This is a genomic window from Lactobacillus sp. VURO6/B1 (VP7) (assembly GCF_058139575.1).
The window spans coordinates 66,120-90,635 of the sequence record NZ_JBVOWJ010000003.1 but is presented as its reverse complement, the minus strand read 5'-3'; the positions used below and the strand labels follow the sequence as shown (position 1 = coordinate 90,635).

The 24,516-nt window shown below is 36.8% G+C and carries 28 protein-coding genes; 3 read left to right on the top strand and 25 right to left on the bottom strand.

Annotated elements, in window-relative coordinates; translation table 11 throughout:
- Positions 1 to 6: 6 nt before the first annotated feature.
- The 9 genes from ACZ2M0_RS02660 to rsmG form a co-directional block, all read right to left on the bottom strand.
- On the bottom strand, positions 7 to 1,878 hold the full coding sequence (locus tag ACZ2M0_RS02660; RefSeq protein ID WP_490058417.1) for an ABC transporter ATP-binding protein: 1,872 nt from the start codon (positions 1,876 to 1,878) through the stop codon (positions 7 to 9).
- Entirely contained in the window at positions 1,879 to 3,603 is a 1,725-nt protein-coding gene (locus ACZ2M0_RS02655) for an ABC transporter ATP-binding protein (RefSeq protein ID WP_490058416.1), read from the bottom strand.
- A gap of 144 nt (positions 3,604 to 3,747) precedes the next feature.
- Positions 3,748 to 4,530 carry a DUF1129 family protein gene (locus tag ACZ2M0_RS02650; protein ID WP_490058415.1) on the bottom strand — a complete coding sequence of 261 codons (783 nt, stop codon included), beginning with the start codon at positions 4,528 to 4,530 and terminating at the stop codon, positions 3,748 to 3,750.
- Between the two features lie 9 nt (positions 4,531 to 4,539).
- The gene (gene ychF, locus ACZ2M0_RS02645) at positions 4,540 to 5,640 is read right to left on the bottom strand and encodes a redox-regulated ATPase YchF (RefSeq protein ID WP_223902630.1); all 1,101 of its coding nucleotides are present in this window, start codon (positions 5,638 to 5,640) and stop codon (positions 4,540 to 4,542) included.
- Between the two features lie 25 nt (positions 5,641 to 5,665).
- Positions 5,666 to 5,941: a DUF951 domain-containing protein gene (locus tag ACZ2M0_RS02640; protein ID WP_223902631.1), complete on the bottom strand. Its 276-nt coding sequence runs from the start codon at positions 5,939 to 5,941 to the stop codon at positions 5,666 to 5,668.
- Complete coding sequence (locus ACZ2M0_RS02635) at positions 5,934 to 6,821, bottom strand: ParB/RepB/Spo0J family partition protein (protein WP_490058414.1); 888 nt, start codon at positions 6,819 to 6,821, stop codon at positions 5,934 to 5,936. The genes ACZ2M0_RS02640 and ACZ2M0_RS02635 overlap by 8 nt, the downstream gene beginning before the upstream one ends.
- Positions 6,799 to 7,578 carry a ParA family protein gene (locus ACZ2M0_RS02630; protein ID WP_198180500.1) on the bottom strand — a complete coding sequence of 260 codons (780 nt, stop codon included), beginning with the start codon at positions 7,576 to 7,578 and terminating at the stop codon, positions 6,799 to 6,801. Before ACZ2M0_RS02630 ends, ACZ2M0_RS02635 begins: the two co-directional genes overlap by 23 nt.
- A 15-nt stretch (positions 7,579 to 7,593) precedes the next feature.
- Positions 7,594 to 8,442, bottom strand: coding sequence for a nucleoid occlusion protein (gene noc / locus ACZ2M0_RS02625; protein ID WP_265893602.1), 849 nt, complete (start codon positions 8,440 to 8,442; stop codon positions 7,594 to 7,596).
- Positions 8,443 to 8,457: 15 nt separating this feature from the next.
- Positions 8,458 to 9,180 (bottom strand): 16S rRNA (guanine(527)-N(7))-methyltransferase RsmG, encoded by a 723-nt coding sequence (gene rsmG, locus ACZ2M0_RS02620; protein ID WP_223902634.1) that lies wholly within the window; start codon positions 9,178 to 9,180, stop codon positions 8,458 to 8,460.
- Positions 9,181 to 9,337: 157 nt separating this feature from the next.
- On the opposite strand from rsmG, the gene ACZ2M0_RS02615 reads away from it, so the two are divergent.
- A complete protein-coding gene (locus tag ACZ2M0_RS02615) occupies positions 9,338 to 9,874 on the top strand; it encodes a CvpA family protein (RefSeq protein WP_223902635.1) in 537 nt (178 codons plus the stop codon).
- Between the two features lie 225 nt (positions 9,875 to 10,099).
- Positions 10,100 to 11,170 carry a C39 family peptidase gene (locus ACZ2M0_RS02610; protein WP_490058413.1) on the top strand — a complete coding sequence of 357 codons (1,071 nt, stop codon included), beginning with the start codon at positions 10,100 to 10,102 and terminating at the stop codon, positions 11,168 to 11,170.
- A gap of 60 nt (positions 11,171 to 11,230) precedes the next feature.
- On the opposite strand, the gene ACZ2M0_RS02605 is transcribed toward ACZ2M0_RS02610, so the two are convergent.
- From ACZ2M0_RS02605 to yaaA, 11 genes are all read right to left on the bottom strand, one after another.
- Positions 11,231 to 12,160, bottom strand: a complete 930-nt coding sequence (locus ACZ2M0_RS02605) for an FAD:protein FMN transferase (RefSeq protein WP_490058412.1) — start codon at positions 12,158 to 12,160, stop codon at positions 11,231 to 11,233.
- An 11-nt stretch (positions 12,161 to 12,171) separates the two neighbouring features.
- On the bottom strand, positions 12,172 to 12,963 hold the full coding sequence (locus tag ACZ2M0_RS02600; protein WP_490058411.1) for a tyrosine-protein phosphatase: 792 nt from the start codon (positions 12,961 to 12,963) through the stop codon (positions 12,172 to 12,174).
- Between the two features lie 85 nt (positions 12,964 to 13,048).
- Positions 13,049 to 13,597: an NADPH-dependent FMN reductase gene (locus ACZ2M0_RS02595; protein WP_223902639.1), complete on the bottom strand. Its 549-nt coding sequence runs from the start codon at positions 13,595 to 13,597 to the stop codon at positions 13,049 to 13,051.
- A gap of 11 nt (positions 13,598 to 13,608) precedes the next feature.
- Positions 13,609 to 14,148 (bottom strand): NADPH-dependent FMN reductase, encoded by a 540-nt coding sequence (locus tag ACZ2M0_RS02590; RefSeq protein WP_223902640.1) that lies wholly within the window; start codon positions 14,146 to 14,148, stop codon positions 13,609 to 13,611.
- 143 nt (positions 14,149 to 14,291) lie between these two features.
- Positions 14,292 to 14,903: a TetR/AcrR family transcriptional regulator gene (locus ACZ2M0_RS02585; protein ID WP_223902641.1), complete on the bottom strand. Its 612-nt coding sequence runs from the start codon at positions 14,901 to 14,903 to the stop codon at positions 14,292 to 14,294.
- Positions 14,904 to 15,010: 107 nt separating this feature from the next.
- On the bottom strand, positions 15,011 to 15,232 hold the full coding sequence (locus ACZ2M0_RS02580) for a hypothetical protein (protein ID WP_223902642.1): 222 nt from the start codon (positions 15,230 to 15,232) through the stop codon (positions 15,011 to 15,013).
- Between the two features lie 494 nt (positions 15,233 to 15,726).
- Positions 15,727 to 16,401, bottom strand: coding sequence for an ABC transporter ATP-binding protein (locus ACZ2M0_RS02575; RefSeq protein WP_490058410.1), 675 nt, complete (start codon positions 16,399 to 16,401; stop codon positions 15,727 to 15,729).
- Position 16,402: 1 nt separating this feature from the next.
- On the bottom strand, positions 16,403 to 17,464 hold the full coding sequence (locus ACZ2M0_RS02570; protein ID WP_490058409.1) for an ABC transporter permease: 1,062 nt from the start codon (positions 17,462 to 17,464) through the stop codon (positions 16,403 to 16,405).
- The gene (locus tag ACZ2M0_RS02565) at positions 17,464 to 17,985 is read right to left on the bottom strand and encodes a TetR/AcrR family transcriptional regulator (protein WP_490058408.1); all 522 of its coding nucleotides are present in this window, start codon (positions 17,983 to 17,985) and stop codon (positions 17,464 to 17,466) included. Before ACZ2M0_RS02565 ends, ACZ2M0_RS02570 begins: the two co-directional genes overlap by 1 nt.
- 136 nt (positions 17,986 to 18,121) lie before the next feature.
- Positions 18,122 to 18,727 (bottom strand): histidine phosphatase family protein, encoded by a 606-nt coding sequence (locus ACZ2M0_RS02560; protein WP_490058407.1) that lies wholly within the window; start codon positions 18,725 to 18,727, stop codon positions 18,122 to 18,124.
- Positions 18,728 to 18,756: 29 nt separating this feature from the next.
- The gene (gene yaaA / locus ACZ2M0_RS02555) at positions 18,757 to 19,524 is read right to left on the bottom strand and encodes a peroxide stress protein YaaA (RefSeq protein ID WP_490058406.1); all 768 of its coding nucleotides are present in this window, start codon (positions 19,522 to 19,524) and stop codon (positions 18,757 to 18,759) included.
- A gap of 56 nt (positions 19,525 to 19,580) precedes the next feature.
- Between yaaA and ACZ2M0_RS02550 the strand changes: the two genes are divergently transcribed.
- Positions 19,581 to 20,261 carry a hypothetical protein gene (locus ACZ2M0_RS02550; RefSeq protein ID WP_490058405.1) on the top strand — a complete coding sequence of 227 codons (681 nt, stop codon included), beginning with the start codon at positions 19,581 to 19,583 and terminating at the stop codon, positions 20,259 to 20,261.
- A gap of 125 nt (positions 20,262 to 20,386) precedes the next feature.
- Here the strand turns inward: ACZ2M0_RS02550 and ACZ2M0_RS02545 are convergent, their stop codons facing one another.
- From ACZ2M0_RS02545 to ulaA, 5 genes are all read right to left on the bottom strand, one after another.
- Positions 20,387 to 21,082, bottom strand: a complete 696-nt coding sequence (locus tag ACZ2M0_RS02545) for an L-ribulose-5-phosphate 4-epimerase (RefSeq protein ID WP_490058404.1) — start codon at positions 21,080 to 21,082, stop codon at positions 20,387 to 20,389.
- 11 nt (positions 21,083 to 21,093) lie between these two features.
- A complete protein-coding gene (locus ACZ2M0_RS02540) occupies positions 21,094 to 21,975 on the bottom strand; it encodes an L-ribulose-5-phosphate 3-epimerase (protein ID WP_490058403.1) in 882 nt (293 codons plus the stop codon).
- Between the two features lie 72 nt (positions 21,976 to 22,047).
- Positions 22,048 to 22,686, bottom strand: coding sequence for a 3-keto-L-gulonate-6-phosphate decarboxylase UlaD (locus ACZ2M0_RS02535; RefSeq protein WP_223902650.1), 639 nt, complete (start codon positions 22,684 to 22,686; stop codon positions 22,048 to 22,050).
- 12 nt (positions 22,687 to 22,698) lie between these two features.
- Positions 22,699 to 23,001, bottom strand: a complete 303-nt coding sequence (locus ACZ2M0_RS02530; protein ID WP_223902651.1) for a PTS sugar transporter subunit IIB — start codon at positions 22,999 to 23,001, stop codon at positions 22,699 to 22,701.
- A gap of 21 nt (positions 23,002 to 23,022) precedes the next feature.
- A complete protein-coding gene (gene ulaA, locus ACZ2M0_RS02525; protein ID WP_490058402.1) occupies positions 23,023 to 24,516 on the bottom strand; it encodes a PTS ascorbate transporter subunit IIC in 1,494 nt (497 codons plus the stop codon).

The following is a 24,516-nucleotide window of genomic DNA, read 5'->3' as shown; positions in this document are numbered from 1 at the left end:
TCAAAATTACTGTATTTCTTTTTTACCAGTATATAACTCGTAGTAGTAACCCTTTTGCTTTAGAAGCTGCTCATGGTTGCCGGCTTCAATAATATGACCATGATCAAGTACTAAAATCAAGTCCGAGTTAACAATTGTTGAAAGACGGTGGGCAATAACAAAACTTGTACGTCCTGCAAGCAGATTATCCATACCAGCCTGCACTAGCTTTTCAGTTTGGGTATCAATGCTGGAAGTTGCCTCATCTAAAATCATGACTGGCTCATCCGCAATCATCGCCCGCGCAATACTGAGCAGCTGCATTTGACCCTGAGACAGGTCTCCGCCATTACCATCGATAATAGTTTTATAGCCTTCGTCCAAGTGATGAATGAATTCATCGGCATGCGATAAGTGCGCTGCCTGGTACACATCATCATCACTTGCTTCAGCATTACCAAAGCGAATATTATCCATGACTGTACCAGTAAACATGTGTGTGTCCTGCAGTACTATTGATAACGACCGCCTTAAATCATCTTTTTTAATTCTATTAATTGGAATACCGTCATAAGTTATAGTACCAGAGTTAATTTCGTAGAAACGATTAATCATATTAGAAATAGTGGTTTTGCCCGCTCCGGTTTCACCAACTAGCGCTACTTTCATACCCGGTTTGGCATCAATCGAAATATCATACAAGATTTGTTTATTTGGCGAATAACCAAAGTTGACATGATCAAAAACAATATGACCATTGACAGTAACTTTCTTCACTGACCCATCTTTTTGCGGTACATTCCAGTGCCAAGCACCCTTTACATCTTCGTCCTTAGTGATGGTTACATCACCATCATCAACTTCAACTGTCTGATCCTCTAATTTGAAAATTCTTTCCGCACCGGCTAAAGCCATTACGATAGAATTTAACTGTTGTGAAATCTGAGCTATCGGCATTGCAAACTGTTTTGATAACTGCAAAAAGGCACCAATAACTCCTAATGAAAGAGGTGCAATATGATTGATGGCCACCGCACCACCTAAAACAGCAATTAAAACATAAAGCAAGTTGCCCAAGTTACCCATAATTGGAAATAAAATTGTGGCATAAGTATGAGCCTTGCCAGATGCTACTTGCAATGAATCGTTATAAGTATTAAAATCTTGCTCAACTTCTGGCTCATGGCTAAAGACTTTAATTACCTTAAGGCCATTAAGCATTTCTTCATTATAACCGTTAACTTGCCCTAATTCTTTTTGCTGCAGCTTAAAGTAATGAGCTGAACGTATCGTTAAAAAGCGTACAACGATAATAGAAAGAGCAAAGACTATTAAAGTAAAAATAGTTAGTTGCCAGCTCAAAACCAGCATCGCACCCAAAACGAAAATAAGGTTTAAAGTTGAGTTCATAAACTGCGGAATCGATTGTGAAATCATTTGTTGCAACGTATCAATGTCGTTAGTGTAACAGCTCATGATGTCGCCATAATCATTCTCATCGAAATAAGAAATTGGCAATTTTTCCATGTGCTCAAACATTTCCATCCGCACTCTGAATTGGACTTTTTGAGCTAAAACTGCCATTAACATTGCAAAAAGATAATTAGAAATAAATCCAATAGCATAACAGCCAAACATTACTGCAATTGCGTGCAAAAGTGGACCAAAATCTGGTCTGGCCTCTTTAGTTAGCGGAATAATATAAGTATTTATCAAGCGTTCGATAAATAAGGATCCTAAAACATTTGCAGCAGCCGTGAGAATTATGGCAACTGTAGAACTGATGAGCATCAAGGGACTAGTACTGGCAACTAATTTAAGCAGGCGCCACAGTATTGTAGAACGTTTACCAGAGACTTGGTTATTTTGCTTTTCCACTGCTTTATTCAAATTAATCACCTACTTCTTTTGTTCTTCTTGAAACTTGGCAATCGAGCTGTACAAGTCATTGCGTTGCATCAGTTCTTCATGCGTACCAATATCCTGAATTTTACCATCATCCATGACAATTATTCTGTCTGCATCCTTAATGGATACGATTCTCTGCGAAATAATTATTTTAGTGGTATCCGGCATATTTTCTACCAGTGCTTCGCGGATTTGACGCTCAGTTTGTGTATCAACCGCTGAAGTAGAATCATCCAAAATTAAAATCTTGGGCCTCTTTAGCAATGCCCGTGCAATTGTAATTCTTTGCTTTTGGCCACCGGAAACATTAGCCCCGCCTTGTTCAACCATAGTTTCATACTGGTCAGGCATTTCACGAATAAAATCATCTGCATGAGCAATTTTGGCAGCAGCAACAATTTCTTCATCAGTGGCATTTTCGTTACCCCATTTCAGGTTCTCCTTAATGGTTCCTGAAAACAGAACATTATTTTGCAAAACCATCGCTACGTTGTCACGCAGTGTTTTTAAATCATATGATTTTACATTATGTCCTGATACCCGAACTGCTCCAGAATCCGTATCATAAAGTCGGGGAATCATGGATACTAAGGTTGATTTAGATGATCCGGTTTTCCCAATGATACCAATTGTCTCACCCGGTTTAATGGTTAAATTGATATTGTTCAAAGCCAGGTTCTTATCATCTGGATCATATTTAAAATTAACGTGATCAAAAATTACTTCACCATTATTTACATGCTTTAAAGGCTTGCGTGGATTTTCAATTGATGGTTTTTCATTGATAACGTCCGCAATTCTGTGTCCACTAGCAGCAGAAACAACCAGCTGAGTAAAGATCATTGCCAACATATTCAAACTGCCTAAGACAGAGTTTGAATATGAAAACATTGAAATAAGCTGCCCAGTTTGTAAACTGCCACCAACAATTTCTTTGGCCCCGAACCAGCAAATAGCCAAGTTAGAAATATTTAACACTGCCATAACCACCAGTGAGTTCAGTGACATGATTTTTTGGGCAGTGGCAAATAGTCTGTAGATAAAGCCGGCAGATTTTTTAAATTTAACTGTTTGTGCTTCTTCTTGAACATAGGTTTTAACTTCACGAATGCCGCGAATGTTTTCCCGCACTACTTGGTTCATGCGGTCATAACCCCTAAAAATCTTAGGAAAATACTTGCTGGCACTTTTAATAATGATACCAAGCAGAATAACAAAAATTGGGGCAATCACTACAAATACCAGTGACAATTGGGGGCTGACAATAACAGACATGATTATTGAAACCAATAACATCATTGGCGCTCTGACTGCAATTCTAATTAATATTTGATACGACATCTGAACGTTATTAACGTCAGTCGTCATTCTCGTAACCAAACTGGCACTAGAAAAATTGTCAATATTTTCAAAAGAGTAGTCTTGCACATGATAAAACATATCTTTACGTAAATTAGCTGCAAACCCAGCTGCAGCATGAGCAGAGGCATAGCTGGCACCAGAACCTAAAACAAGTGAAAGAACCGTAAACACCAATAAAACAATACCGCTTTTAGTAATATAGGGCATGTTCCCTTTCATAATGCCATTATCAATTAAAATACCGACCAAATATGGTATTAACATTTCAATGATAACTTCACCAGTGACAAAGAGTGGTGACAGCAAAGACAGTTTTTTATACTGCCTGATTGACTTACTCAGCGTGTTAATCATTAAATACCTCTTTCTAATTTATTAATGCGTTGTTTTTAAACGTGTACTTCAGTTTAAAAAGGATAAATAGATTCATAGCAAATCTATTTATCCTTTAAAATATATAGTTATCTAAGTATAGCTCTTTTCTTGACAAAAAGCACCCTATTTGCTCCTATCAGCTGGTGAAAAGGCAGAGCCAATGATTTGATAATGTCGACGGAAAAGCCAGCGAATACCATATACTACCGCAGCAATTATTAAATTATATATTCCAGGTAAAACCGGATTTATAATTTGTAATGCCCGCAGAGACAGTACGCCAAAGCAGATAAAGAGTAATGCCATCATTAAAATAAAACCCCAAATTAATTTTGACCAAGGAATTTTACGATTTTTACCGCCATTAGGTAAGACCCATTCATTATACTTCGTCATAAAAACGCCTAAAGCAGCACCAACAATCAGCAAAGTTAAGGCACCCATCTCTGAATTATATTTGTTATTCTTTTGGAATAAACCAATTAAGCCAAAAAGACCAAAGAAAAGGGCAACATAAAATAAAGCATTATCTGTGGCGTATTGCCAAAACGGAATATCAGACGCTTTCCGCTTTTTCGGCTTTAGCATATCAGCAGCTTTTAATTTAGGTGACATATTATAGTATGTATTGGCCGGCTGACCATGACGCTGTGCAATTATTAAATCATTCAAAAGCTCATCTATTTTCTTTTGAGCATCTTCATGACTCATTTTACCTTGTGTTTCAAGCTCCTTTTGCAAGCGAAAAATGTAATCAGAATTTTTATTGCTGAGTTGCTTGCGCAACTGATCAGGTTTCATCTGTTTAACCTCATCATCTTTATTCTGATTGACTACTTTCTCTTTTAATTTTTCTTGCTTATTAGTATCGATTTTAGCTTGTACTTCAGTTTTCTTTTCTGCCATTATTTTTTCCTAAACGTTAAATCTAAATTCAATAATGTCACCGTCTTGGACTTCATAATCTTTTCCTTCAAGACGTAATTTCCCGGCTTCTTTGACCTTTTGCATGGTTTCATATTTATCCAAATCGGTAAATGAAACTACTTCGGCACGAATAAATCCCCGTTCAAAATCTGAGTGAATAACGCCGGCAACTTGTGGTGCTTTCATGCCCTTATGGAAAGTCCAGGCACGTGTCTCGGGTCCACCAGCTGTGAAGAAAGTTCTTAGGCCCAAAATGTGGTAAGCTGCTCTAATTAATCGGTCAAGACCTGACTCTGTTACACCTTCAGCTTCTAAAAACTCTGCTTTTTCATTATCATCCAAGCCGGCAATTTCTTCTTCAGTGGCTGCGGAAATACCTAAGCATTCAGCATTTTCACTGTCAGCATGTTTTTTGACAATTTGATAATATTGATCTTTTTCTGGCTCAGCCATTGAACTTTCTGCAATATTAGCTACATAAATAACCGGTTTGTCAGTTAACAAAAATAGGCCCTTAACAATTTTTTGTTCATCTTCATTAAACTTGATTGAGCGAACGGGTTTACCCTCTTCTAGAACTGGCTTAATCTTTTGCAAAACGTTAAATTCAGCTTTAGCTTCCTTATCATTTTGCTGGGCAATCTTTTTTACCTTATTAATGCGGCGATTAACGGCATCTAAGTCAGCAATTGCCAATTCCAAGTTAATAGTATTGATATCTTCCTCTGGATCTACTTTACCGGTAACTGAAGTAATGTTGTCATCTTTAAAAGCACGAACAACATGAATAATCGCATCAGTCTGGCGAATATTCTCCAAGAATTTATTACCTAAACCCTCGCCTTTTGAAGCTCCTTTAACTAAACCGGCAATATCGGTAAATTCAAAAGTAGTATGAACTATTTTTTTTGCAGGAATCAATTCCTGAATGCGCGCAAGTCTCTTATCAGGAACTTCAACCATACCAACATTGGGTTCAATGGTGGCAAACGGGTAATTGGCCATTTCCGCTCCCGCTTTCGTAATTGCGTTAAACAAAGTTGATTTACCAACATTAGGCAAGCCAACAATCCCAGCAGTTAGTGACATTTTTATCCTCTTTCTTTAACAAAAATCAATTATTTTCTTGATTAAAACCAGGTCTTACTATTTCTTCTTTAGGCACATAAAGCTCATTTTTAGTGTTGACCGGATCATTCGCCTTAGTTAAAACTTTTTTCAAGTTATGCGTAAATTTTGAACGCGGCATCATGACGATGTGGCCACACCCCATGCACTTTAACCTGATATCAGCTCCTAAGCGCAAAACCTCCCAGTCATTTGTCTTGCAAGCATGAGGTTTCTTCATCAACACCGTATCTGCCAAACTATAAGAAATCTCTTTATTCATCAAGATCGACTCCTAGCACATCAAGTATTCTGTTTAATTCGGCAGTTGAAGAAAAGCCAATAGATAAATGACCACTGCCCTTTTTGCTTTCAGAAATATTGACAGTTGAGCCTAACTTATTAGCCAGCTGATGTTCAGTAGCACGAATAAAAGGTGATTTATGAACTGTCTTTTTGCGGGGCTTCTTAGCATTAAGACTGGCTACCAATGCCTCAACTTTGCGCACTGGCATCCCTTCCTTAACCACTTGTTTAGCTACTTCATCAATCTTGTCTTTATTTTTTAAGCCTAAAAGCGTTCTGGCTTGACCCATTGAAAGTTCACCATGTTGAAGCAAATGTTTGGTTTTGCTTGGTAAAGTAAGCAAACGCAAATAATTTGCAATATAAGGACGGGACTTGCCCATTCTTTTTGAAACTTCTTCTTGAGTTAAGCCTAAATTTTTTTGCAGCATTTCGTAAGCCTGAGCTTCTTCAAGCGGTGTTAAATCTTCACGTTGCAAGTTTTCCAGAACCGCAACTTCCATCATTTGACTTTCGCTAAAGTCACGTACAATGGCAGGTATAGTAGTCTTTTTGGCTAGTTTTGAGGCACGAAACCTGCGTTCACCAGCGATAATCTCATACCCTTTAACCGACTTACGGACAATAATTGGTTGGAAAACACCATTTTCTTTAATTGAATCAGCCAGCTCTTTAAGAGACTTATCATCAAAATTTTTACGTGGTTGGTAGGGGTTCGGTCTGATATCGCTTAAATTAAGATCCTGAATTTCTTCCTCATTGTCTTCAATCTGCGGCTCATCTTCAAACAAGGCTTCAATTCCGCGACCCAGGCCACCATGTTTTTTTGTATCTTTACTTCTTGAGTTTCTTGCCATGATTCTTCAACACCTCCTTAGCTAAATCATCATAAACTTCGGCACCACGAGAATTAGGCGCATATTCAGTAATTGCTTGCCCATAACTAGGTGCCTCCGCCAATTTGGTAATTCTCGGGATAATAGTTTTATAAACTTTATCGGAAAAATAAGAACGCACTTCTTTAACGACTTCAGCGCCCAAATTAGTCCGAGCATCCAGCATTGTCAGTAAGACGCCTTCCACCCCTAAATCTTTGTTAAAGTGCTTTTGCACCAAGCGAATAGTGTTAAGCAACTGGCTAAGACCTTCCATAGCATAATATTCACTTTGAACGGGAATCAAAATTGAATCCGATGCTGTAAAAGCATTAATAGACAGCTGGCCTAAAGAAGGTGGACAATCAATAAAGATAAAATCATAATTGCCACTAATTGAATCTAAAGCAGATTTTAAACGCGTTTCACGCGCCATCATACTAATCAGTTCTGTTTCTGCACCGGACAAATTAATAGTTGCCGGAACCAAATCCAAGCGATTAGTCGAAGTATGGAAAATCGTATCTTTAAGCGGAACATCATTAATCAAAACGCTATAAATATCTTGATCAATTGCAGACTTTTCAATTCCCAAGCCAGAAGTGGCATTACCCTGCGGATCAATATCCACAATTAAGACTTGATACCCACGTTCCGCAATCGAAGCCGCTAAATTAATAGTCGTGGTCGTCTTACCAACGCCACCTTTTTGGTTAGCAACCGAAATTACACTCACCATATTTTCCATGCCTTCCTACTTTCTTTTTAATTCAATCGTGATCATATAATCATCAGGATCGTTATTTTCTTTAAACTTAACCTTAATGCCAGACTGCTGTGCAAGCTTGATCGCCTTTTTGATCGTATTAATCTGTACTTTTAAGTCTTTGGGAATCCGATTGGCTGCTCGTCTGGTCTTTTCAGCCTGCTCTTTTTCTTTGTCCTCAATTTTCTTGTCGGCAAAATATTGCTCTACATTTTTAACGATTTTTTCGGTATCGCTCACATTAAGGTTGTGAGCCAAAATTTCATCGAGAACGCGGCTTTGATCTTTTTCACTAAGTCCGACTAAACAGCGTCCATGACGAGGAGAAATTTCACCACTGGCCAAATAACTCTGCACCTTAGGTGTCAGCTTTAAAAGGCGCAACTTGTTAGCAACATAAGATTGTGACTTGCCAATATTTTGAGCCAAAGTTGTTTGAGTTAAATTATTTAACTTCATGAGATTATTATAGGCCTGTGCTTCATCTATTGGATTTAAATCTTCTCTTTGCAGGTTTTCTATTAAAGCTAATGAAGCAGCTTGACTATCATCCATATTATTAACGATAGCCGGAATTTTTTCCCAAGCTAGATGCTTTGCGGCCCGCAACCTACGTTCGCCGGCAACAATTTCATAATCATCGCCCTTTTCACGCACAATAATAGGTTGCAGCAAGCCATCTTTATCTAAAGTCGTTGCTAATTCACGAATTGATTCTTCAGAAAACTCATGTCGTGGTTGATATGAATTAGGTTTTATTTTACTTAGTTCAATATCCTGAACTTGCTTATTTTTAGGTATTTCTTCATGATGACGCAAAGAAGAAAATAATGACATTTTGAGTCCCCCTGTTTAATGAATTGGTTTGCGGTGCGGTGTGCCCGCCTGCCGCGGATATTTTTTGGGTGTAGGCTGCACTTTTTTTACCAAAATTAGCGTGCGCTCTTCTGTGCTTTGAGGCAGTTGCAATTCTTTTATGGCAATTGCCTTGCCACCTAAAATTTTTAAAGCTTTCTGACTCAATTTTAATTCATCTTCAGCTTTTGGTCCCTTGAGAGCAATAAAATTGCCGCCATTTTTGACAAGTGGCAAGCAGTATTCACTTAAAACAGCCATGTTGGCAACAGCTCTGGCAGTTACAATATCAAACTGCTCACGATAATGTTTATTTTGGCCCACGTCTTCAGCACGCCCATGAACCAAGGTAACATTTTTTAAATTTAGCTGGGTGATCAATCCTTGCAAAAAATTCAGTCTTTTACCAAGAGAATCAACTATTGTTATTTGCAGTTCTGGCAACATAATTTTTAATGGTATTGAAGGAAAACCGGCTCCGGCACCAACATCGCATAAAGAGCTGCTTGACTTCAAAACCGTACTAAAGGTCAAAAGCGGCGTGATGCTATCATAAAAATGTTTGAGGTAAACATCATTCTCTGCAGTTATTCGCGTGAGATTAACGTGCTTGTTAGCTTCAATCAGACTGGTAAAGTATTGGTTAAATTGGTTGATTTGATTTTCATTTAATTTAAAATTACGTTTTGATAATTCTTGGACAAATTGTTCAGGATTCATTTTTCACCCGTGAAACCTTGTTTCACACCCTCTAAATTTAACGCTAAAAATGGCTTATTGTAAAGTCAATGCATCCCTTTAATTATGAAATATTTTTCGACTGTCGTCAAAGTCTAAACGCATAAATTAAGCTATAATATCGTCAAAGGAGATTAATATGATTGTTACTCTAATTGTTCTGGCTTATTTGGCACTAAAAACTTATAAAGGTTTTCAAACCGGCTTTACCAGACTAATCATTAATTTGGTATTTGCTGCTATTGTCTTCATTGCAGCAATTCTGTTTCAAAATCCCGTTGGCAATTGGCTTTACAGTCAAATCACGGGACAGAATATTCAAACCACTTTAACTCCCGGAACCAACCTAATGCTCTTTCGTTTTTTAGCCTTCTTCATTATTGTTTTTATCGGTAAGATGGTGGTTAAGATTTTTAAAGGCTGGGTGCCAAATAAAAATCCCCATGCAACTAACTTCGGCAACTTACTAGATAGCGTTTTGGGTGCTGTCGTATCTTTTTTTGCCAGTTATTTCTTCGTGTATATTATATTGTCAATGCTTAATGCTCTGCAAAATCCGTGGTTTATTCAGCAAACTTTGGATTCCTCATTTATCCGTTTCATTATTTATAACACACCTGGCTTATCTAACGGATTGTTCAACAGCATTTTTAGTATCAGTAGAACTGCTGCCTAAATTAAATCAAATTATCATCAGTGTTTAAACTTGTTAGTTTAAGTGCTGTTTTTGTTTAACAATTAGCAAAAGTTTACTCTGATTTCAAACTAAAATAATTTGAGTAATTGTGTTATATACACCTTTACTAATAATAGAAATCCACAAAATTTTTTGCACATATTTGCCATTTTTGGTAGTAAACTGGTTATAAAGGCATTTTGAATAAGAAATTAGGAGGATAAATTGAAAAGCAAATTAACCTTAAAGAAAATTGTAACTCTTTCTGCAGCCATTATTCTTGCAGCACCTGTTTTCAGTAACAGTCTGACCAAAACAGTTAGCGCAGAAACGGAATCTCAAAATAAGCAATTAAAGCAGGACCCTAATCAAGTAAATAAAGAGTCTGAGACGCAAAAGTCGCAAGAAGACCAAAAGACAGACAAAGAAACAGATAAGACCGAAGCCAAGGTCCCAGCTGCCAAGACTCAGAATAAAAAGCCTGCTAATATCACAGCCAAAAAAGTCAAAACTTTCAAAATAGCAATTGTTAAAAAGAATTATGGTATTTATCTTGATAATTTTACCAAGAAGAAAGCAGCCAAGAATTATTTTCACCAAACTTTTAATGTCAATAAAAAATTCACCCACAACGGCAAAACATACTATTGGCTTAACAAAAAGGGCAAGAAATCAATTGGCTATATTAATAAAAAAGCTGTAGCTACTCCTAATCAGGCTAAAACAATTGAAAAGACGCCGTATGTCAGTCAATACGTTCCTGTTAAAACCCCGTGGGGCTGTGCAGGAGCCTCAATGGCTATGTTGTTAGGTTCTCAGGGACAGAAAATTACTACTAGCTTGCTTACAAAAATTCAAAATAATTTACCAATGCAACCAGTTAAAGGCGGACAAAAGGGAAATGTTTACACTGGCGTCGGTTTTGGCTACGTAATTAGCCCAGGTGCCTTAGCTAAATATGCCCGGACTTTTAAAAAGGGCAAAAAGATTATTAATATTTCCAGTAAAAAGCTAACTGTTGATGATCTTAAAATGTATATTCAGGCTGGCAAGCCAGTGTTATACTATGGCTTTTCTTCATATCAAAAAGCTGGCGATTACAAGCGCAATCACTGCAAAGTTATCACCGGCTACAAGAAAGGCAGGTTCTTAGTTTATGATCCCCTTTATTACTCCAAGTTTGATAAAGCGGGTACAGGTGGCAAGAACATGAATTATGATCATGGTGCAATTGCCTGGGTACCAAAGAGTGCTATTCAAGCAGAATTTTGCCATAAAGCTCTCTCGTTCAAATAATATACTTACATTACGAATTTAAATTGTAATTAAAAAAGTGCCTTTCACGGCACTTTTTTATTACTTTTGAAAGTTGTCATACTCAACGTGTTCATCGTTATAAACAAAAACTGCTCCGATGCGATCTGGATTATCATGCCAACCAGCAACCGGCTTACCTGCAAAAAATAGCCTCTTACATTCGATTTCTGCTTCAACTGAATACTTGGTAAAAGTAGTCACTCCGGCTAAATCAGTTTCAACCGGATAGCCAGTCCGCGGGTCAATTAAATGGTGATATTTATGCCCGTCAACTACCAAGTACCGTTCATAAGTACCACTAGTAACAGCTGAACATTGTGGTACCATTACCGAAGCAATATTATTGCCACGCGGCTCTTTAGGATCCTGCACTCCTACTGACCACTGACCACTAATCCTTTTAGGAGAATCACCAACAAGTAGAATGTTGCCACCAAGATTAATAATTCCAGCATGAACACCATAGGCCATCCAGAAATCTTTAATGCGATCAGCAATCCAGCCTTTAGCAATACCCCCAAGATCTAATTCCATACCCGACTTTTTCAAAAAAACGGTTTGGTCTGTGTCATTCAAGTCAACACTAAAAGGATCAATCAGCTTCATCCTTTCTTTAATCTGATCATCAGTTGGAACATGGGCTCCCTTAAAACCAATTGCCCATAATTTAACGACTGGACCAATTAAAGCATTAAAGCCAAAATTTTTCCGGCTCTCTTCTACTGCTAATTTGATTAAATCATAGGTACCACTGGAAACTTGCACTGGATGTTTACCAGCCGCATGGTTTACATCCATAACTTCAGATTCATCACGATTAACTGTTAATAAATCTTCATAATGATCAATCAAAGTAAACGAGTCATTAATAACACTTTTATCGCGTGCTCCAAAAATTTGTAAGGTTATTGATGTGCCTAAAGCATGATGTTGTCCTACTTGTTGTTCTAAAGCTAAATTTTTTATCATTGATTTTATCCCTACTTCTCCAAATAGTTTTCTCTTATTTTTTCTTTCATCTGCTCATCGATTCTTAATTGTTTATCAATATAAGAATCAATGCCGCCATAGTTTTCATTGATTGTAATCAAGCTCGTATCAATATACGCATTGGCTACCGAACCCAAAATGCGCATGTTAGCACGGAACTTATCATTTTCTCCGGCCCTTTTAAATCGCTCATCACGAACCTTGCGGTAATCGTTGAGCATCAAGTTGGAATAAAGATAGTCCTGCCGAATAGTCTCTAGGTCTACTCCCAAAATGTGAAGCAATATTACAGTTACCAATCCCGTCCTGTCTTTACCTTCTGAACAATGGTATAAAACTGAGCCCTGAGTCGTTTCAGCAATTAAACTGACAATTTGGTGAATGCTATTCTGAGCAAATTTACTGCTGACATGATCATGATATCTCTGACACATAGTATAAAAACCCGCATATTGATCATGGCGATATTGTTCAAATTCTATACTCATATCCAGACCATTGCCACCAGTATTGTCATCAACAGACAAGGGAAATTCATAATGAACAACCCCTGGTATATTTTGGTCGGGATTAGCCTTGCACTCAGCTGGTGAACGTAAATCGATAATTTTACTCAGACCATAATCAAGCAAAAATTTTTCATCTTTTGGGATTATTTTACTTATGTTGCCTGTACGCAATAAACGATGACTTTTGATTTTATGGCCCCCCAGGCCAATATAACCGCCTAAGTCGCGGGGATTACGCACAGATTTTACAGGTAAAACGACAGGTTTTGTCATGCCAACTTCCTTTCACATCAAAAATAACCGGATAGAATGCTCCTATCCGGTTATTTTACTCTCTACCAGCTAAACTGGCAAAAGTTTATTTATGTGCTTGCTCAACAAACTTGAAGAAGTTATCCATCATGCCATCTAACTGCTTGATAGTAGCTTCATCAGTTAATTCTCCAGTTTCTTTGTTAAACTTATCTGGAGCTTGACCAATTAAAACTTCGTTGCCTGGCAAAACATTTGCACTCATATCAGGTGAAAGCAAAATTTCACGCATATCTTCTTGAGCACGACCAGTACCTTGTGCACCGTATGATGCACCAGCAACAGCAACTGGCTTCATCTTCATAACATTAGGGCCTGCATGTGAACCAAGCCATTCAAGGCTGCTCTTTAAAGCAGCAGGAATAGTATGATCATATTCAGGAGTAGTGATTATTATACCATCAGCACTCTTAACTTCTTCAATCCAGGCCTTAATAGTGTCATCAGCCATTTCTGTTCTGCAGAAAGGTGTCAATTTATCGACTTCTTTTACTTCAATATCTGCTTTGTCACTATAATGCTTGGCAATAAATTGTGCTAAAAAACGATTATAGGAAAAAGGTGCATTTGTACCAACAATTGCTAATATTTTCATTCTCGACCCTCCTACTTAGTTACTTGTGCGTACCAACTATCAACTTCATCGAAAAATTGACCTAAGAATTTAACGGTTGGCTCATCTTTCAAGTCACCATTATCATCAAACTGTGTTGGTGCAACACCCATCATGAATTCATCACCATTAAAGACCTTGGCGCCAAAGCCTGGTGCAGTCAACAAACTCTTCAAACGACTTTGTGAACGAGATCCACCTTGTGGCATTGGTGAAGTTGAAACAATAGCAACTGGCTTACCCTTAAATGGGTGAGTTACACAAGATAACCATTCAAGTGCGCTACTTAAAGCACTGGTAACAGAGTGTTGTTGCTCAGGAGAACCGATTAAAACCAAATCAGCGTCTTCAATTTCTTTAGTTAAGGTTTGAATTGCTTCTGGAGCATCTTCACCCTCTTTAAACATTGGCAACCCTTTAACAGTTGCAAACTTAAAATCATACTTGTCGGCAAAATGCTTAGAAATAAATTTAAGCAATGCCTCATTAAATGAATTATTGGCATTTGAGCCACATAATGCAAGGATTTTCATAAAAACCACCTTTCAGGAAAACTAACTTCAAAATTAATTATAGCATATTCGTATCTTTTTAACATGTTCCTTGTTTCAGATAGTTTTAATAATTTAATAACTGCTCCCAGCCAATAATTCTTTTGCCAATAGAGCATTAAAGTCTATTTCTTATCTTTGTCTTCATTAGTATCAAATAAAGAAACTTTACTAGTCTTGCTTAGCCAGTCATTTAAGATTGCATCATTAATCTGTGCCGTTAAAACATTTATAATTTGTGTTTGTGAAAAAGTCGCAATTTTATTAACTATTAATGAAGCAATACCACTAGTGGTAATCCAGTTAGCAATGACAACACTTCTAATTCTATCTTCGGAATAATTACTATCTGGATATTGCTCCTTAAATTTTTCAATACCAAAATTAATTAATGTATCGGCGATAATTTTACTACCAAATTTACCGTCAACAAACATTGCTCTAAAAAGATTTTCCTGTTCCTTAGCAAAATCAATATATGATAGATCCATATCAATTAATGGTTTATCCGTATACCTTTTTTGCAAAATATTATTCTTTAAGTTGTCGGCAATTTTACGCAAAACTTCTTTGCGTAAGTCTTCCATGCTATTAAACTCAAGATACAAAGGTTGAGTGGAAAAATGACCAGCTTTGGCAATATTGCGAGCAGTCAAACTCTCAATGCCGTCTTTAACAACCATTTTGTAGGCAATACTTAAAATCTTATTTCTTCCTATTTCTTTTTTTCTAGCCATTTTGGTTTTCCTTGATTAATTTTAAACGTACTATTATATAAACCAGTTTTCCTAGAGACAGTACTACTATCGAAACTTCATTTAGCCAAATATTTGAAATGAGTTAATTATTCCTCATTATTTAAAAATTCATCATAATAAGTCGAAACCATGTTACTTACTTCTTCTTTGCTTAGACCTTGCGCTGCGCAATAGGAAAAGAAAGCAGCGGACAGAATATAACCTCGTTCAGAATCATCTGTTAGATTGTCTGAAAAAGTCATATTAATGCTATGGTTTTGGTAATCGGTTGACAACTCAATCGACTTATCTTCTGGGACATCATTCATTACTATACCTCTACATAAAAAGCCTTACTCAGTAATATATTATACTCGTATCGCTAATAAATAAAATAAAAATTATACCAAATTAAAACATATACTCAAAAATACTTTTTTGTTATTTTAGCAAAGAGATCATTATTTCCTAGTAATTTACTCAAGTAGTTAAAAAACAAATTAATAATTATATTTTTTGATTACATTCGTTATTTCACTTCAAAAAATAACATTATCTTTCTACTACTAAGAATAATAAATTTAAAAGTACTTTGTCAAGAGCAAAGTACTTTTTTATAGTACAAAAGAATCAAGGATTTTTCTGTGAAATTTACGCAGTAAAAAATGATTTCAATTAATAACATTGTTCATGCTAAACTGAAATTATTACAAATAATAAAATTACTATTAACAAAAAAAGATTAGTTGATTCTTCGCTTTTAATTAAAATAATTCTGCCGGTTATTTTTTATATTGTTATTTTTATTTACAAAATTTAATAACTAAAGCGTTTGCTTAATTTTGCCATCCATCATCTCATAAATGTGGTCTGCGTATTGCTTTAATCTGGGATCATGCGTTACCAACAAAACCGCCTTATTATAACTTTTTGCCAGTTTTTTAAACAACTTTCCTACTTCTGCCACATTTTCACTGTCAAGTGAAGCAGTAGGCTCATCAGCCAGCAAAATTTGAGGATTGGCGTAAAGAGCACGTGCAATTGCTGCCCGTTGCTGCTGACCGCCTGATAATTCACTCGGATATTTATCAAGTAAAGAATTGATACCAAGCTGTTTTAATAATTCCTGCAATTTTTCTTGACTGATATTGCCTCTTTTCTTTACCTTATTAACTAGTTCAAACTGCTCTCTAATTTTTAAAAAAGGAACTAAATTATAAGCCTGCAATACAAAACCCAGCTGCATTAGTCGTAAATGATCACTTGCTTTTGCAGAAATCCGTGCAATATTCTGACCATTGACAATAACTTCTCCTGTAGTTGGTTTTTGCAAAGAACCGGCTATTGTTAAAAAGGTGCTTTTACCTGCTCCTGAAGGCCCCATAATCAAAACCACTTCACCTAGATTGGCTTTAAAATTAATATTTTTAAGGGCAACAACTTGTGCAGCTCCAATGCCATAAACTTTTTGAACATTTTTTAATTCGATAATTGCCATATTATTCACCTATTGCCTGTGCCGGATCTACTTTTAAAATTGATCTGATTGGAATTAAGCTGCCGATAATTGCCGTTAACAGCAAACCTACTGTACCAGTCAGAATGATTTTTGGCGTGAAGCTGATGGGAACTGCGGCCGGTAAAACCTTAACTGTCACAAACATTGCTGCCAAGCCAATGACTAATCCAGCAAGGACCAATATAATTGCCTGGCTAACGGTTGCTTTTACTAAAGTGCTGCTGGGAATTCCTTGTGCACGCATGACCGCATAGTTATGCATTTTTTGCATTGTTAAAATGTACAGGAAAACTGCGATTATAATTAATGAAATAATGTATAAAAAACCAATCATTAATTCAAAAGTCATATTTTGCGCTGTATATCCTGGAAGTTTTTTAATAAATTGGCCAATAGGATATGTCTTGCTATCTTTATAATTATACTTGTAGTGATGATCACGAGAAATTAGAGCTGAAGCCTCTAAAGTTGGCATCCCTTGCCGCAACTTTTTCCAAGACTCCAATGTCCCGTATATAATTGGAGCAATATTAATTTTCGCATTCTTAACAAAGCCAACAATCTTATACTTTTTACTCGAGCCGTTTAGTGCCAGTTTATCGCCTATTTTGTAACCTTTAGTTTTAAAGGCCTGGTCAACAGCCACCTCATAATTCTTTTTTGCTTTTCTACCCGCAATAAGTTCCTGAACATGATAAATAAACTGCTGCTTTTTAACCCCAATAAATTGTGCTGAAATTTGGGGACGTCCTGCTTTCTTAACTACTACTGGAATTTGACCTAGCAATGCTTCATCTTTAGATAATGAAGCCCTTTTTAAATCATTTTTGGTTAAAAATGACTGACTCATACTTACGTTAGCATTTTTATTTAAGATTACTTTTTGAGCATTCCAAGATTCAAGTGCCTGTGTATTTTCACTGGCCAAGCCTGTTGCCAGCGCCGATAAGACGAATATGAGATAACTAATCAAAAAAATCATTAAAATTATTAAGCCATAACGTAGTTTCTCTCTTTTTATTTCTTTAATTGCTAAAAACATTAATTTTTTCCTTTATTCAACAGTTCCAAGCTCGCCTTAAAACGAGTCATAATTGCCTTTTTTTGAGCTGGGTTTGTTAATACCAAGCGAATGGTGGCATGGCTTAGCACCATTGCACTCCAATTCTGCGGATCTAATTCAGCTAAAATTTTTGGTGAAACAGGATGGCCAGGTGAACTTTCATTATACAAGATATGCATTTTTATTAAACCTGCATATGTACTTGCTTGCATTTCTTCAATAAAATGAACAACATTATCATAATATTGTTGTGCATCAAACTGCGACTTTATTTTTATTGGTAAATGAATACTTTTTAGGGCCAATTCATACATATAATGATATGCATCTTCTAAATCAAAAAAATATTTATAAAAAGCCCCGCGTGCAATACCCGTTTCTTTCACTATTCGTGCCACTTGTGCTTTTGCCAAAGGATAGTTGCTGAATTCTTTTAATAAAGCATTTTCGATTTTCTTCTTTTTGCCAGCAGGCAAGTTAATAAAAGTTGACTTAGCCATTTTCTTAATCATCTCCTTGTGTCGTAAGTGACACAGTGTCACTTTATAAAAATAATAGTTCATTTATTTTTAGTGGTCAATTATAATGCTCGCATAATTTTTTATAAAAAAAGCCTCGTGAATGAGACTGAGGACGTTATTTGAAAGTTAAAATGCGATTATAATAATTTGCTCGGGGAATACCATCACGGTAGGAGACTTTTGCCAAAGCACAATTATCCATGGTTTCAAAATACTTCATGTCACCATGCGTAAAATAGTGGGCAAACATCATTCTAATTAGAGTACCATGGCAAAAAACGAGTACTTTTTTACTCAAATAATTCTTTTTCATATCATCTAGAAAACTGCCGCACCTTTGATCCAGTGCCGCAAAAGATTCACCACTCGGGGCATACTTTATATAGCCAGCTGCAGCCTTGCCCCAAGGATCAATGGCATCAGGATATTTTTGCTCCAGCTCTGAAAGAAAATGACCGTCCCATTCGCCAAAATTAATTTCCGTTAGCCTTTGATCAATTTTTATTTCTTTTTGTCCTTTAGTAAAAATTTCAGCGGTTGTCAAAGATCTTTTTAAAGGACTTGAAAAAACCACATCAAATCCCGCAGGATCGAAATTAGCAGCAGCTCTTTCAGCACATGCACGACCAGTCTCATCTAAATCATGATCAAAAACCGAACCTTGAATACGACCAGTTTTATTTAAATCTGTCTGACCATGGCGAACAAAAACAATTTCCATAATAACCTCACATTTCTATATCTTAATTTTTAGCGCCGTTTAAAATCGAACTTTGTCCTGAAAACATAAGTGTCATTGGTACTGTCTTCAGGCTCAAACACAAAACCAAAATCATGAAAATCTTGCAGTTGCTCCGGTTCAGTTAATTGGTTTTCAGCAATATAGCGCACCATCTCTCCACGAGCCATCTTGGCATGCACCCCAACTGTTTTCCACTGGCCGTTTTTCTTTTCTTGAAAATCAACAGTAATCATCTGCCTGCCATTCTTAACGTATGGGGTAACATTGCGCGAATATTCTTTAGAAGCTAAATTGATCAACACCAGATCTTCATTAAAAAGATTGTCTGCAATTGTTGTGCCCCAAAATTGGTATAAATTTGGCTGTTTAAAACCCCCTACTTTATTTTTCATTTCCAGTCTGTAGGGCCAAACACCGTCAAAAGGCCGCAAAACGCCGTACAGACCTGATAATATTCGGACATTTTTTTGCAAGTAAGACAAAGCGGGCTTAGTGAACAAGTCGGGAGCCATATATTGATACTGAATGCCAGAATAGGAAATAATAGCAGGAGTTAAACCATCTTTTTGACTCAAGTTTAGAGTTTGAATCTGCCTTTGACCTTCTTTAGTTGTACGCTCACTAGATTGCCAGATTTTTTGTAATTCATCAAAACTGCATTTTTTTAGAAAAGCGGCTAATTCTTGAGCTTGAGCTAAAAATTGTGGAGACGTTTTTGCAGAAAAAGAGTCATTATCAACTGTCATTTTCATTGCCGGTGAAATAATAATTTTCATCTTTACCACCTTTTGGGTTAAACTTATTAATAATATCTACTGAAGGAGAGAAATCAATGAATCCTGATTTTGCCATCGTATTAAATTTTAAACTAAAAAGTACAAAAGATGTAGACGCTGATTTTTTAGTTAAAACTGCTCGCAATATAGGAGCCCGGGCTGTCAGCGTTGACGCTCATCAAACAGACTTTAAAAAAGCTTGTGCAAAATATACTATTGCTTTGGTCGATGCAGAAACTATTAAAGAAAGTTGTGATTTAGTCCCAGCAAATGCAGTTGCAAAGCTTGTAGCAAATCGTAAAGATGGTCAAAAGACGATAATTAATATTCCAGTTACCGATAATGGGAAGTTGCCTTCTGAAACTGAAGAAATGCTTAAGCAAATCAACAACTGGATGCATCTTTTTGGCCATGCTTTTAATGAAAGCGAACCCTGCGCCCTTAAAATTAGCAATGTAGAAGACAATAACGGTTTCGTACTCCAGAATAGGCACATGCCTTATCAAAAATATATTTTTATCAAACAGCCACTGCCAGAAACACTAAAAATTCTGGGTCTGTCCGACAATCCTAATCGTATCGAAATGATTGAGAATAGGACTGAGCTGGATTTCACTTTTGCTGATAATGAATTGAGCATCAACTTAAAGTATGTGCCTAAAAGTGATTTTACATGGCAGCTAATTCGAATTCAAGAGCACCGGCCAGAAGACGATATTAAAGAAACTAAATATTAGCACTCAATAACAATTTCAAATTAAAAACTGATAAACCTTGTTAAGATTGTGTAACTTGAATAAGAATTCGGGTTATATCGTCAAATAAAGATTTATCAGTTTTTTAATGAATCAGTTTTTAATTTTTATCGTTGACCATAATAAGCATTAGGACCATGTTTACGGTAGTAATGTTTATCCAGCAAATACTGCGGTAATTCTGAATTCCGATGGGTTAATTCTAAAGTGTGAAAGTCTTCTTCTGCCACTACTTCCAACACCTTGGCATTATAAACAGCTTTTGCAGGAGTTGCACCCCAAGCAAACGGACCGTGCTGACTAACTAGTGCAGCGGGAGTTGCTTCGTAATCAAGATTACGCTCTTTAAAGGTACGCACAATTGTCTTACCGGTATTGCCTTCATAATCTTCTTCTATTTCTGCCTTAGTCAAGGCATCAGCAGCCGGCACAGCAGTATAAAAGGTATCTGCATGAGTTGTGTTTAGTGCCGGAATATCCATTTTAGCAGCCGCAAATGAAACTGCCCAAGGTGAATGGGTATGCACAATCCCACCAATTTTAGGAAAATGATTATACAAATAAGTATGGGTGGGTGTGTCTGATGACGGATTTTTGTCTCCTTCAACTACTTTTCCTTTTAAATTAATAACTACCAGGTCTTCTGGCTTCAGCTTTTCATAAGGTACACCTGAAGGCTTAATTACAAATAAACCTTGTTCTCTATCTATTCCTGAAACATTGCCCCAAGTAAAAGTCACCAAATTTAACTTGGGTAGTGACATGTTAGCCTCATAGACTTCTTCTTTCAATTTTTCCAGCATCTTATTCTCCTTTAATTTACCTTTTCTTGAGTAATGCCTACCCGTTTAAAAATATCATCAAAAAATGCCTTGGCACTTTTTACTTCATCAAGTGCATTGTCATCACCATTATCTCCAGACCACATTTCAATAGTAAAACTGCCGTTATAATCTAATCTGACTAGAGTGCGGAGTAACCCAGTAAAATCAACACAGCCCTGACCAAAAGGTACGTTCTTAAACTGACCCTTAAAAGTTGGGGTAACTTTTTTGCTGTCTTTTAAATGAATTGCACAGATAGTATCAATGTATTTCTCAAGTTGCGCTGGCACATCGTTTTCCGGCCATGCACTTAAATTGCCTAAGTCAGGATATGCTTGCAGCCATGGGCTTTTAGCTAAATCATGATAATGAGCAATCTTAGACAGATTATTAATAAAAGGATCATCCATCGTTTCAATTGACAGCATAATATTTTTCATAGCTGCCATATGGACGCATTTAATCAGATTTTCAACGTAATATTCTCTGGAAGTCATAGTCTTTTTTTCATAATAAACATCGTAGCCGGCCATTTGAATATTGTGAATGCCCAAATCGACACAAAGATCAATTGCTTTTTGCATCATTACCAAGGATTTCTCGCGTATTGCCGGATCAGCTGAACCTAAGGGGAAGCGTCGATGACCTGATAGCATTAAGTTATTTATCCTGGTATTTGTCTCCCACATTAGATTACGGATTTCACTTCTCTTTTCTCGTGTCCAATCTAAGCGTGCTAAACGTTCGTCGCTTTCGTCAACTGAAAATTCTAAAAAATTAAAACCCAAGTCATGGGTTAATTCAAAAGTTTCCTGCCACGACAAGTTCTGGGGCAAAGCTTTTTCGTAGATTCCTAAAGCATTAACTGTCATTATTCTCTCCTCATATTTATTAAAAAAGGGAAAATGAACCTTCGCTCACTTATCCCCTTTTTTAGTATTTAATTAACCCCAAATTCTGTTGATTTCGTCTTTAAACTGTTTGGCAACAGCGTGTGGGTCATCTGCTTCTCTGATTGCACGACCAGCAATAAAGGTATAAACTGGAACTCCCTTAAACAACTTTAAAATTTCGGGATGAACGCCACCGGTAACGGAAACCTTAAAGCCCATATTGATCAGATTTTTGACATTTTCAACATCCTGCTGCGACCATTTTTGGCCAGCAAACTTGGCGTCACGACTTTGATGGTAAACTACCTGATGAATGCCGTGATCAAGCCATTCCTGCATTCTTTCTTTATTATCCCAGCCTTCATAAAGTTCTACTTGAACTTCAATTTCCTTTTGAGCATTGCTCATAGTAGGAACAGTAGCTGCATTAATACATGTCATCCAATCTGCACCGGCATCTTTGCATGATTGACCACACTTTGTACCAGCATCAGCACATTTAATATCAGCCAGCAAGATTTTATCTGGAGCCATTGCACGCAGGTTCCTAACCGCACTTAAGCCATCTTTATAAACCAGAATGGTCCCCGCTTCAACAACATCAATTACATCTTCTACTTTACGTAAAACTTCTATTGCCTGCGCTGTATTGTCACTGTCTAAAGCCACTTGTAATTTTGGTAAATCCATTATTTTCTCCTATTACTTTTTAAACTTTGTGGGGATGTCAGAAGCATTTACTTTGTCTTCAACTTCTTTAGCCGAAATAACATTTTTTATGCCAATGACCTCACCGCCACGCTTTTTAACTTCATCAAACATACTGATAAATGGAATTGAGGTAAAAACTACGTCATAGTTACGCGCAATGCCTTTAGCTTCCGAAATGGAAGTATGATCAGCTTGCGTTATTTGATAGCCCATCTTTTCCAATGTCTTCTTGACGGTTCGCAGCAGCATTAAGCTCGTTCCTGAACCATTAGCACACGCAGTCAAAATCTTCATATAAAATCATCCTTTCTGTAGTTATTCTTCTTTATTATTTAATTTCTTCCATGCTGGGTAATCTTCAGTGATCATGAAGTAACCTTCAGGATCGGCACGGTACTGTAATTGTGGAATAGCTAAAAGCAAAATAATGATTACTGCTACACCGATATAGCCGAGATATTTCATGACTACCGTGAAGAATGGCCAAACAGTAGCCCAGTCAAACATGCCCAGGTAGCCACCGTATCTTGCCATACCTACCCAAGTAGCAATTAAAGCTGAACCTGCAACTTGAATTAAGCCGGAAATGAATGGCATAATCATCGCACACTTATAGCCTCCACGGTTATTTGAATATAGTCCTATAGCGGCATTGTCAAAGAACAGTGGAATAAATCCAGCTATGACTAAAGTTGGCGAGTGGAAAACAAGCAATAAGATAATCATGGTGAATTGACCAAGTGCACCAAACATGAATCCAATAGTTTGTGCATTTTGGGAACCAAAACCTAGGGTGGCGGCAACGTCAATCCCAGGTACCGCACCTGGAAGCCAGCGATCTGAAATTCCTGTGAAGGATTCAGTTAATTCATTAACGAAAGTTCTAACACCTAGTTGTAAAATTGCTAAGTAAACTGAAAATTGCAGGGCTGTTTGCAAAATGTAAAAGATAAAGCTTTGACCCTTTTGCATAAAATGAGCCTTGGTTAAGTAATCTGGTCCCAGAACTACTAAAATTGCGCCGATGAAAATCAACATTAAGATTGAAGTTGATACCATATTGTCATTAAAGATTGACATAAAACTTGGCAGTTTAATGTCCTCAAGTCGTTTGTTTTTACCCTTAGTCTTTTTCACAGAATGTTTTTCAATCATTTCGGAAAGCTTGGCAAAAAAGTAAATACCAAACATCTGTTGGTGAGCTACAGCAAAACCGGCCCCATCTGTTAATTCTTGAGTGATACCAACTGTTAGGTTTGAACCCACAGCCCAGTAAAGCCCCAAAATCAAACTCATGATTGCTAAAATTGAGAAGCGATTTAATTTAGGAAAACAGAACAATATCAGCCAAAAGGCAGTTGCCGCCTGCTGCACTTGTACATTGCCCGTAGTAAATACGGCCCGCAGCTTGGTGTATTTTGAAAATCTGACCAATAAAATATTAATGATATAGGCAAATAACAGTAAAAGCATTGTATCTGCAAACGAACGGCCAAAGCGTTCCATTATTCCTGCATTAACCGCATTTTGACCAAAGTATGGGTCAATAATCATCGCACTAAGATGGAAACGATCTTTTAGGCCTACAAGAATCGGCCTGAAAGTGTTAACTAAACCCCCAGAACCGGCAGCTAATATAAAGTAGCCAACTGTAGCCTTTAAAAAACCTGACAGAACTTCATACCACTTTTTACGTTCCAAAATATAGCCAATGAGAACGATGAAGCCGATCATGAACGCTGGTTGATTTAAAACATTAGTGGCAAAGTAGCTCCAAATAGCTAATAAAGCATTTAAAATATTTTGCAT

Coding starts and splice junctions, on each gene's coding strand:
- ACZ2M0_RS02585 (WP_223902641.1), bottom strand. CDS start 14,903: ATGGCTAGAAAAAAAGAAATAGGAAGAAATAAGATTTTAAGTATTGCC.
- ACZ2M0_RS02655 (WP_490058416.1), bottom strand. CDS start 3,603: ATGATTAACACGCTGAGTAAGTCAATCAGGCAGTATAAAAAACTGTCT.
- ulaA (WP_490058402.1), bottom strand. CDS start 24,516: ATGCAAAATATTTTAAATGCTTTATTAGCTATTTGGAGCTACTTTGCC.
- rsmG (WP_223902634.1), bottom strand. CDS start 9,180: ATGAATCCTGAACAATTTGTCCAAGAATTATCAAAACGTAATTTTAAA.
- ACZ2M0_RS02530 (WP_223902651.1), bottom strand. CDS start 23,001: ATGAAGATTTTGACTGCGTGTGCTAATGGTTCAGGAACGAGCTTAATG.
- ychF (WP_223902630.1), bottom strand. CDS start 5,640: ATGTCACTAACTGCTGGGATTGTTGGCTTGCCTAATGTTGGTAAATCA.
- ACZ2M0_RS02545 (WP_490058404.1), bottom strand. CDS start 21,082: ATGCTGGAAAAATTGAAAGAAGAAGTCTATGAGGCTAACATGTCACTA.
- ACZ2M0_RS02590 (WP_223902640.1), bottom strand. CDS start 14,148: ATGAAAATCCTTGCATTATGTGGCTCAAATGCCAATAATTCATTTAAT.
- ACZ2M0_RS02570 (WP_490058409.1), bottom strand. CDS start 17,464: ATGTTTTTAGCAATTAAAGAAATAAAAAGAGAGAAACTACGTTATGGC.
- ACZ2M0_RS02605 (WP_490058412.1), bottom strand. CDS start 12,160: ATGATAAAAAATTTAGCTTTAGAACAACAAGTAGGACAACATCATGCT.
- ACZ2M0_RS02630 (WP_198180500.1), bottom strand. CDS start 7,578: ATGGTGAGTGTAATTTCGGTTGCTAACCAAAAAGGTGGCGTTGGTAAG.
- yaaA (WP_490058406.1), bottom strand. CDS start 19,524: ATGAAAATTATTATTTCACCGGCAATGAAAATGACAGTTGATAATGAC.
- ACZ2M0_RS02650 (WP_490058415.1), bottom strand. CDS start 4,530: ATGGCAGAAAAGAAAACTGAAGTACAAGCTAAAATCGATACTAATAAG.
- ACZ2M0_RS02535 (WP_223902650.1), bottom strand. CDS start 22,686: ATGGATTTACCAAAATTACAAGTGGCTTTAGACAGTGACAATACAGCG.
- noc (WP_265893602.1), bottom strand. CDS start 8,442: ATGTCATTATTTTCTTCTTTGCGTCATCATGAAGAAATACCTAAAAAT.
- ACZ2M0_RS02580 (WP_223902642.1), bottom strand. CDS start 15,232: ATGAATGATGTCCCAGAAGATAAGTCGATTGAGTTGTCAACCGATTAC.
- ACZ2M0_RS02600 (WP_490058411.1), bottom strand. CDS start 12,963: ATGACAAAACCTGTCGTTTTACCTGTAAAATCTGTGCGTAATCCCCGC.
- ACZ2M0_RS02640 (WP_223902631.1), bottom strand. CDS start 5,941: ATGAATAAAGAGATTTCTTATAGTTTGGCAGATACGGTGTTGATGAAG.
- ACZ2M0_RS02595 (WP_223902639.1), bottom strand. CDS start 13,597: ATGAAAATATTAGCAATTGTTGGTACAAATGCACCTTTTTCCTATAAT.
- ACZ2M0_RS02565 (WP_490058408.1), bottom strand. CDS start 17,985: ATGGCTAAGTCAACTTTTATTAACTTGCCTGCTGGCAAAAAGAAGAAA.
- ACZ2M0_RS02550 (WP_490058405.1), top strand. CDS start 19,581: ATGAATCCTGATTTTGCCATCGTATTAAATTTTAAACTAAAAAGTACA.
- ACZ2M0_RS02575 (WP_490058410.1), bottom strand. CDS start 16,401: ATGGCAATTATCGAATTAAAAAATGTTCAAAAAGTTTATGGCATTGGA.
- ACZ2M0_RS02615 (WP_223902635.1), top strand. CDS start 9,338: ATGATTGTTACTCTAATTGTTCTGGCTTATTTGGCACTAAAAACTTAT.
- ACZ2M0_RS02540 (WP_490058403.1), bottom strand. CDS start 21,975: ATGACAGTTAATGCTTTAGGAATCTACGAAAAAGCTTTGCCCCAGAAC.
- ACZ2M0_RS02560 (WP_490058407.1), bottom strand. CDS start 18,727: ATGGAAATTGTTTTTGTTCGCCATGGTCAGACAGATTTAAATAAAACT.
- ACZ2M0_RS02635 (WP_490058414.1), bottom strand. CDS start 6,821: ATGGCAAGAAACTCAAGAAGTAAAGATACAAAAAAACATGGTGGCCTG.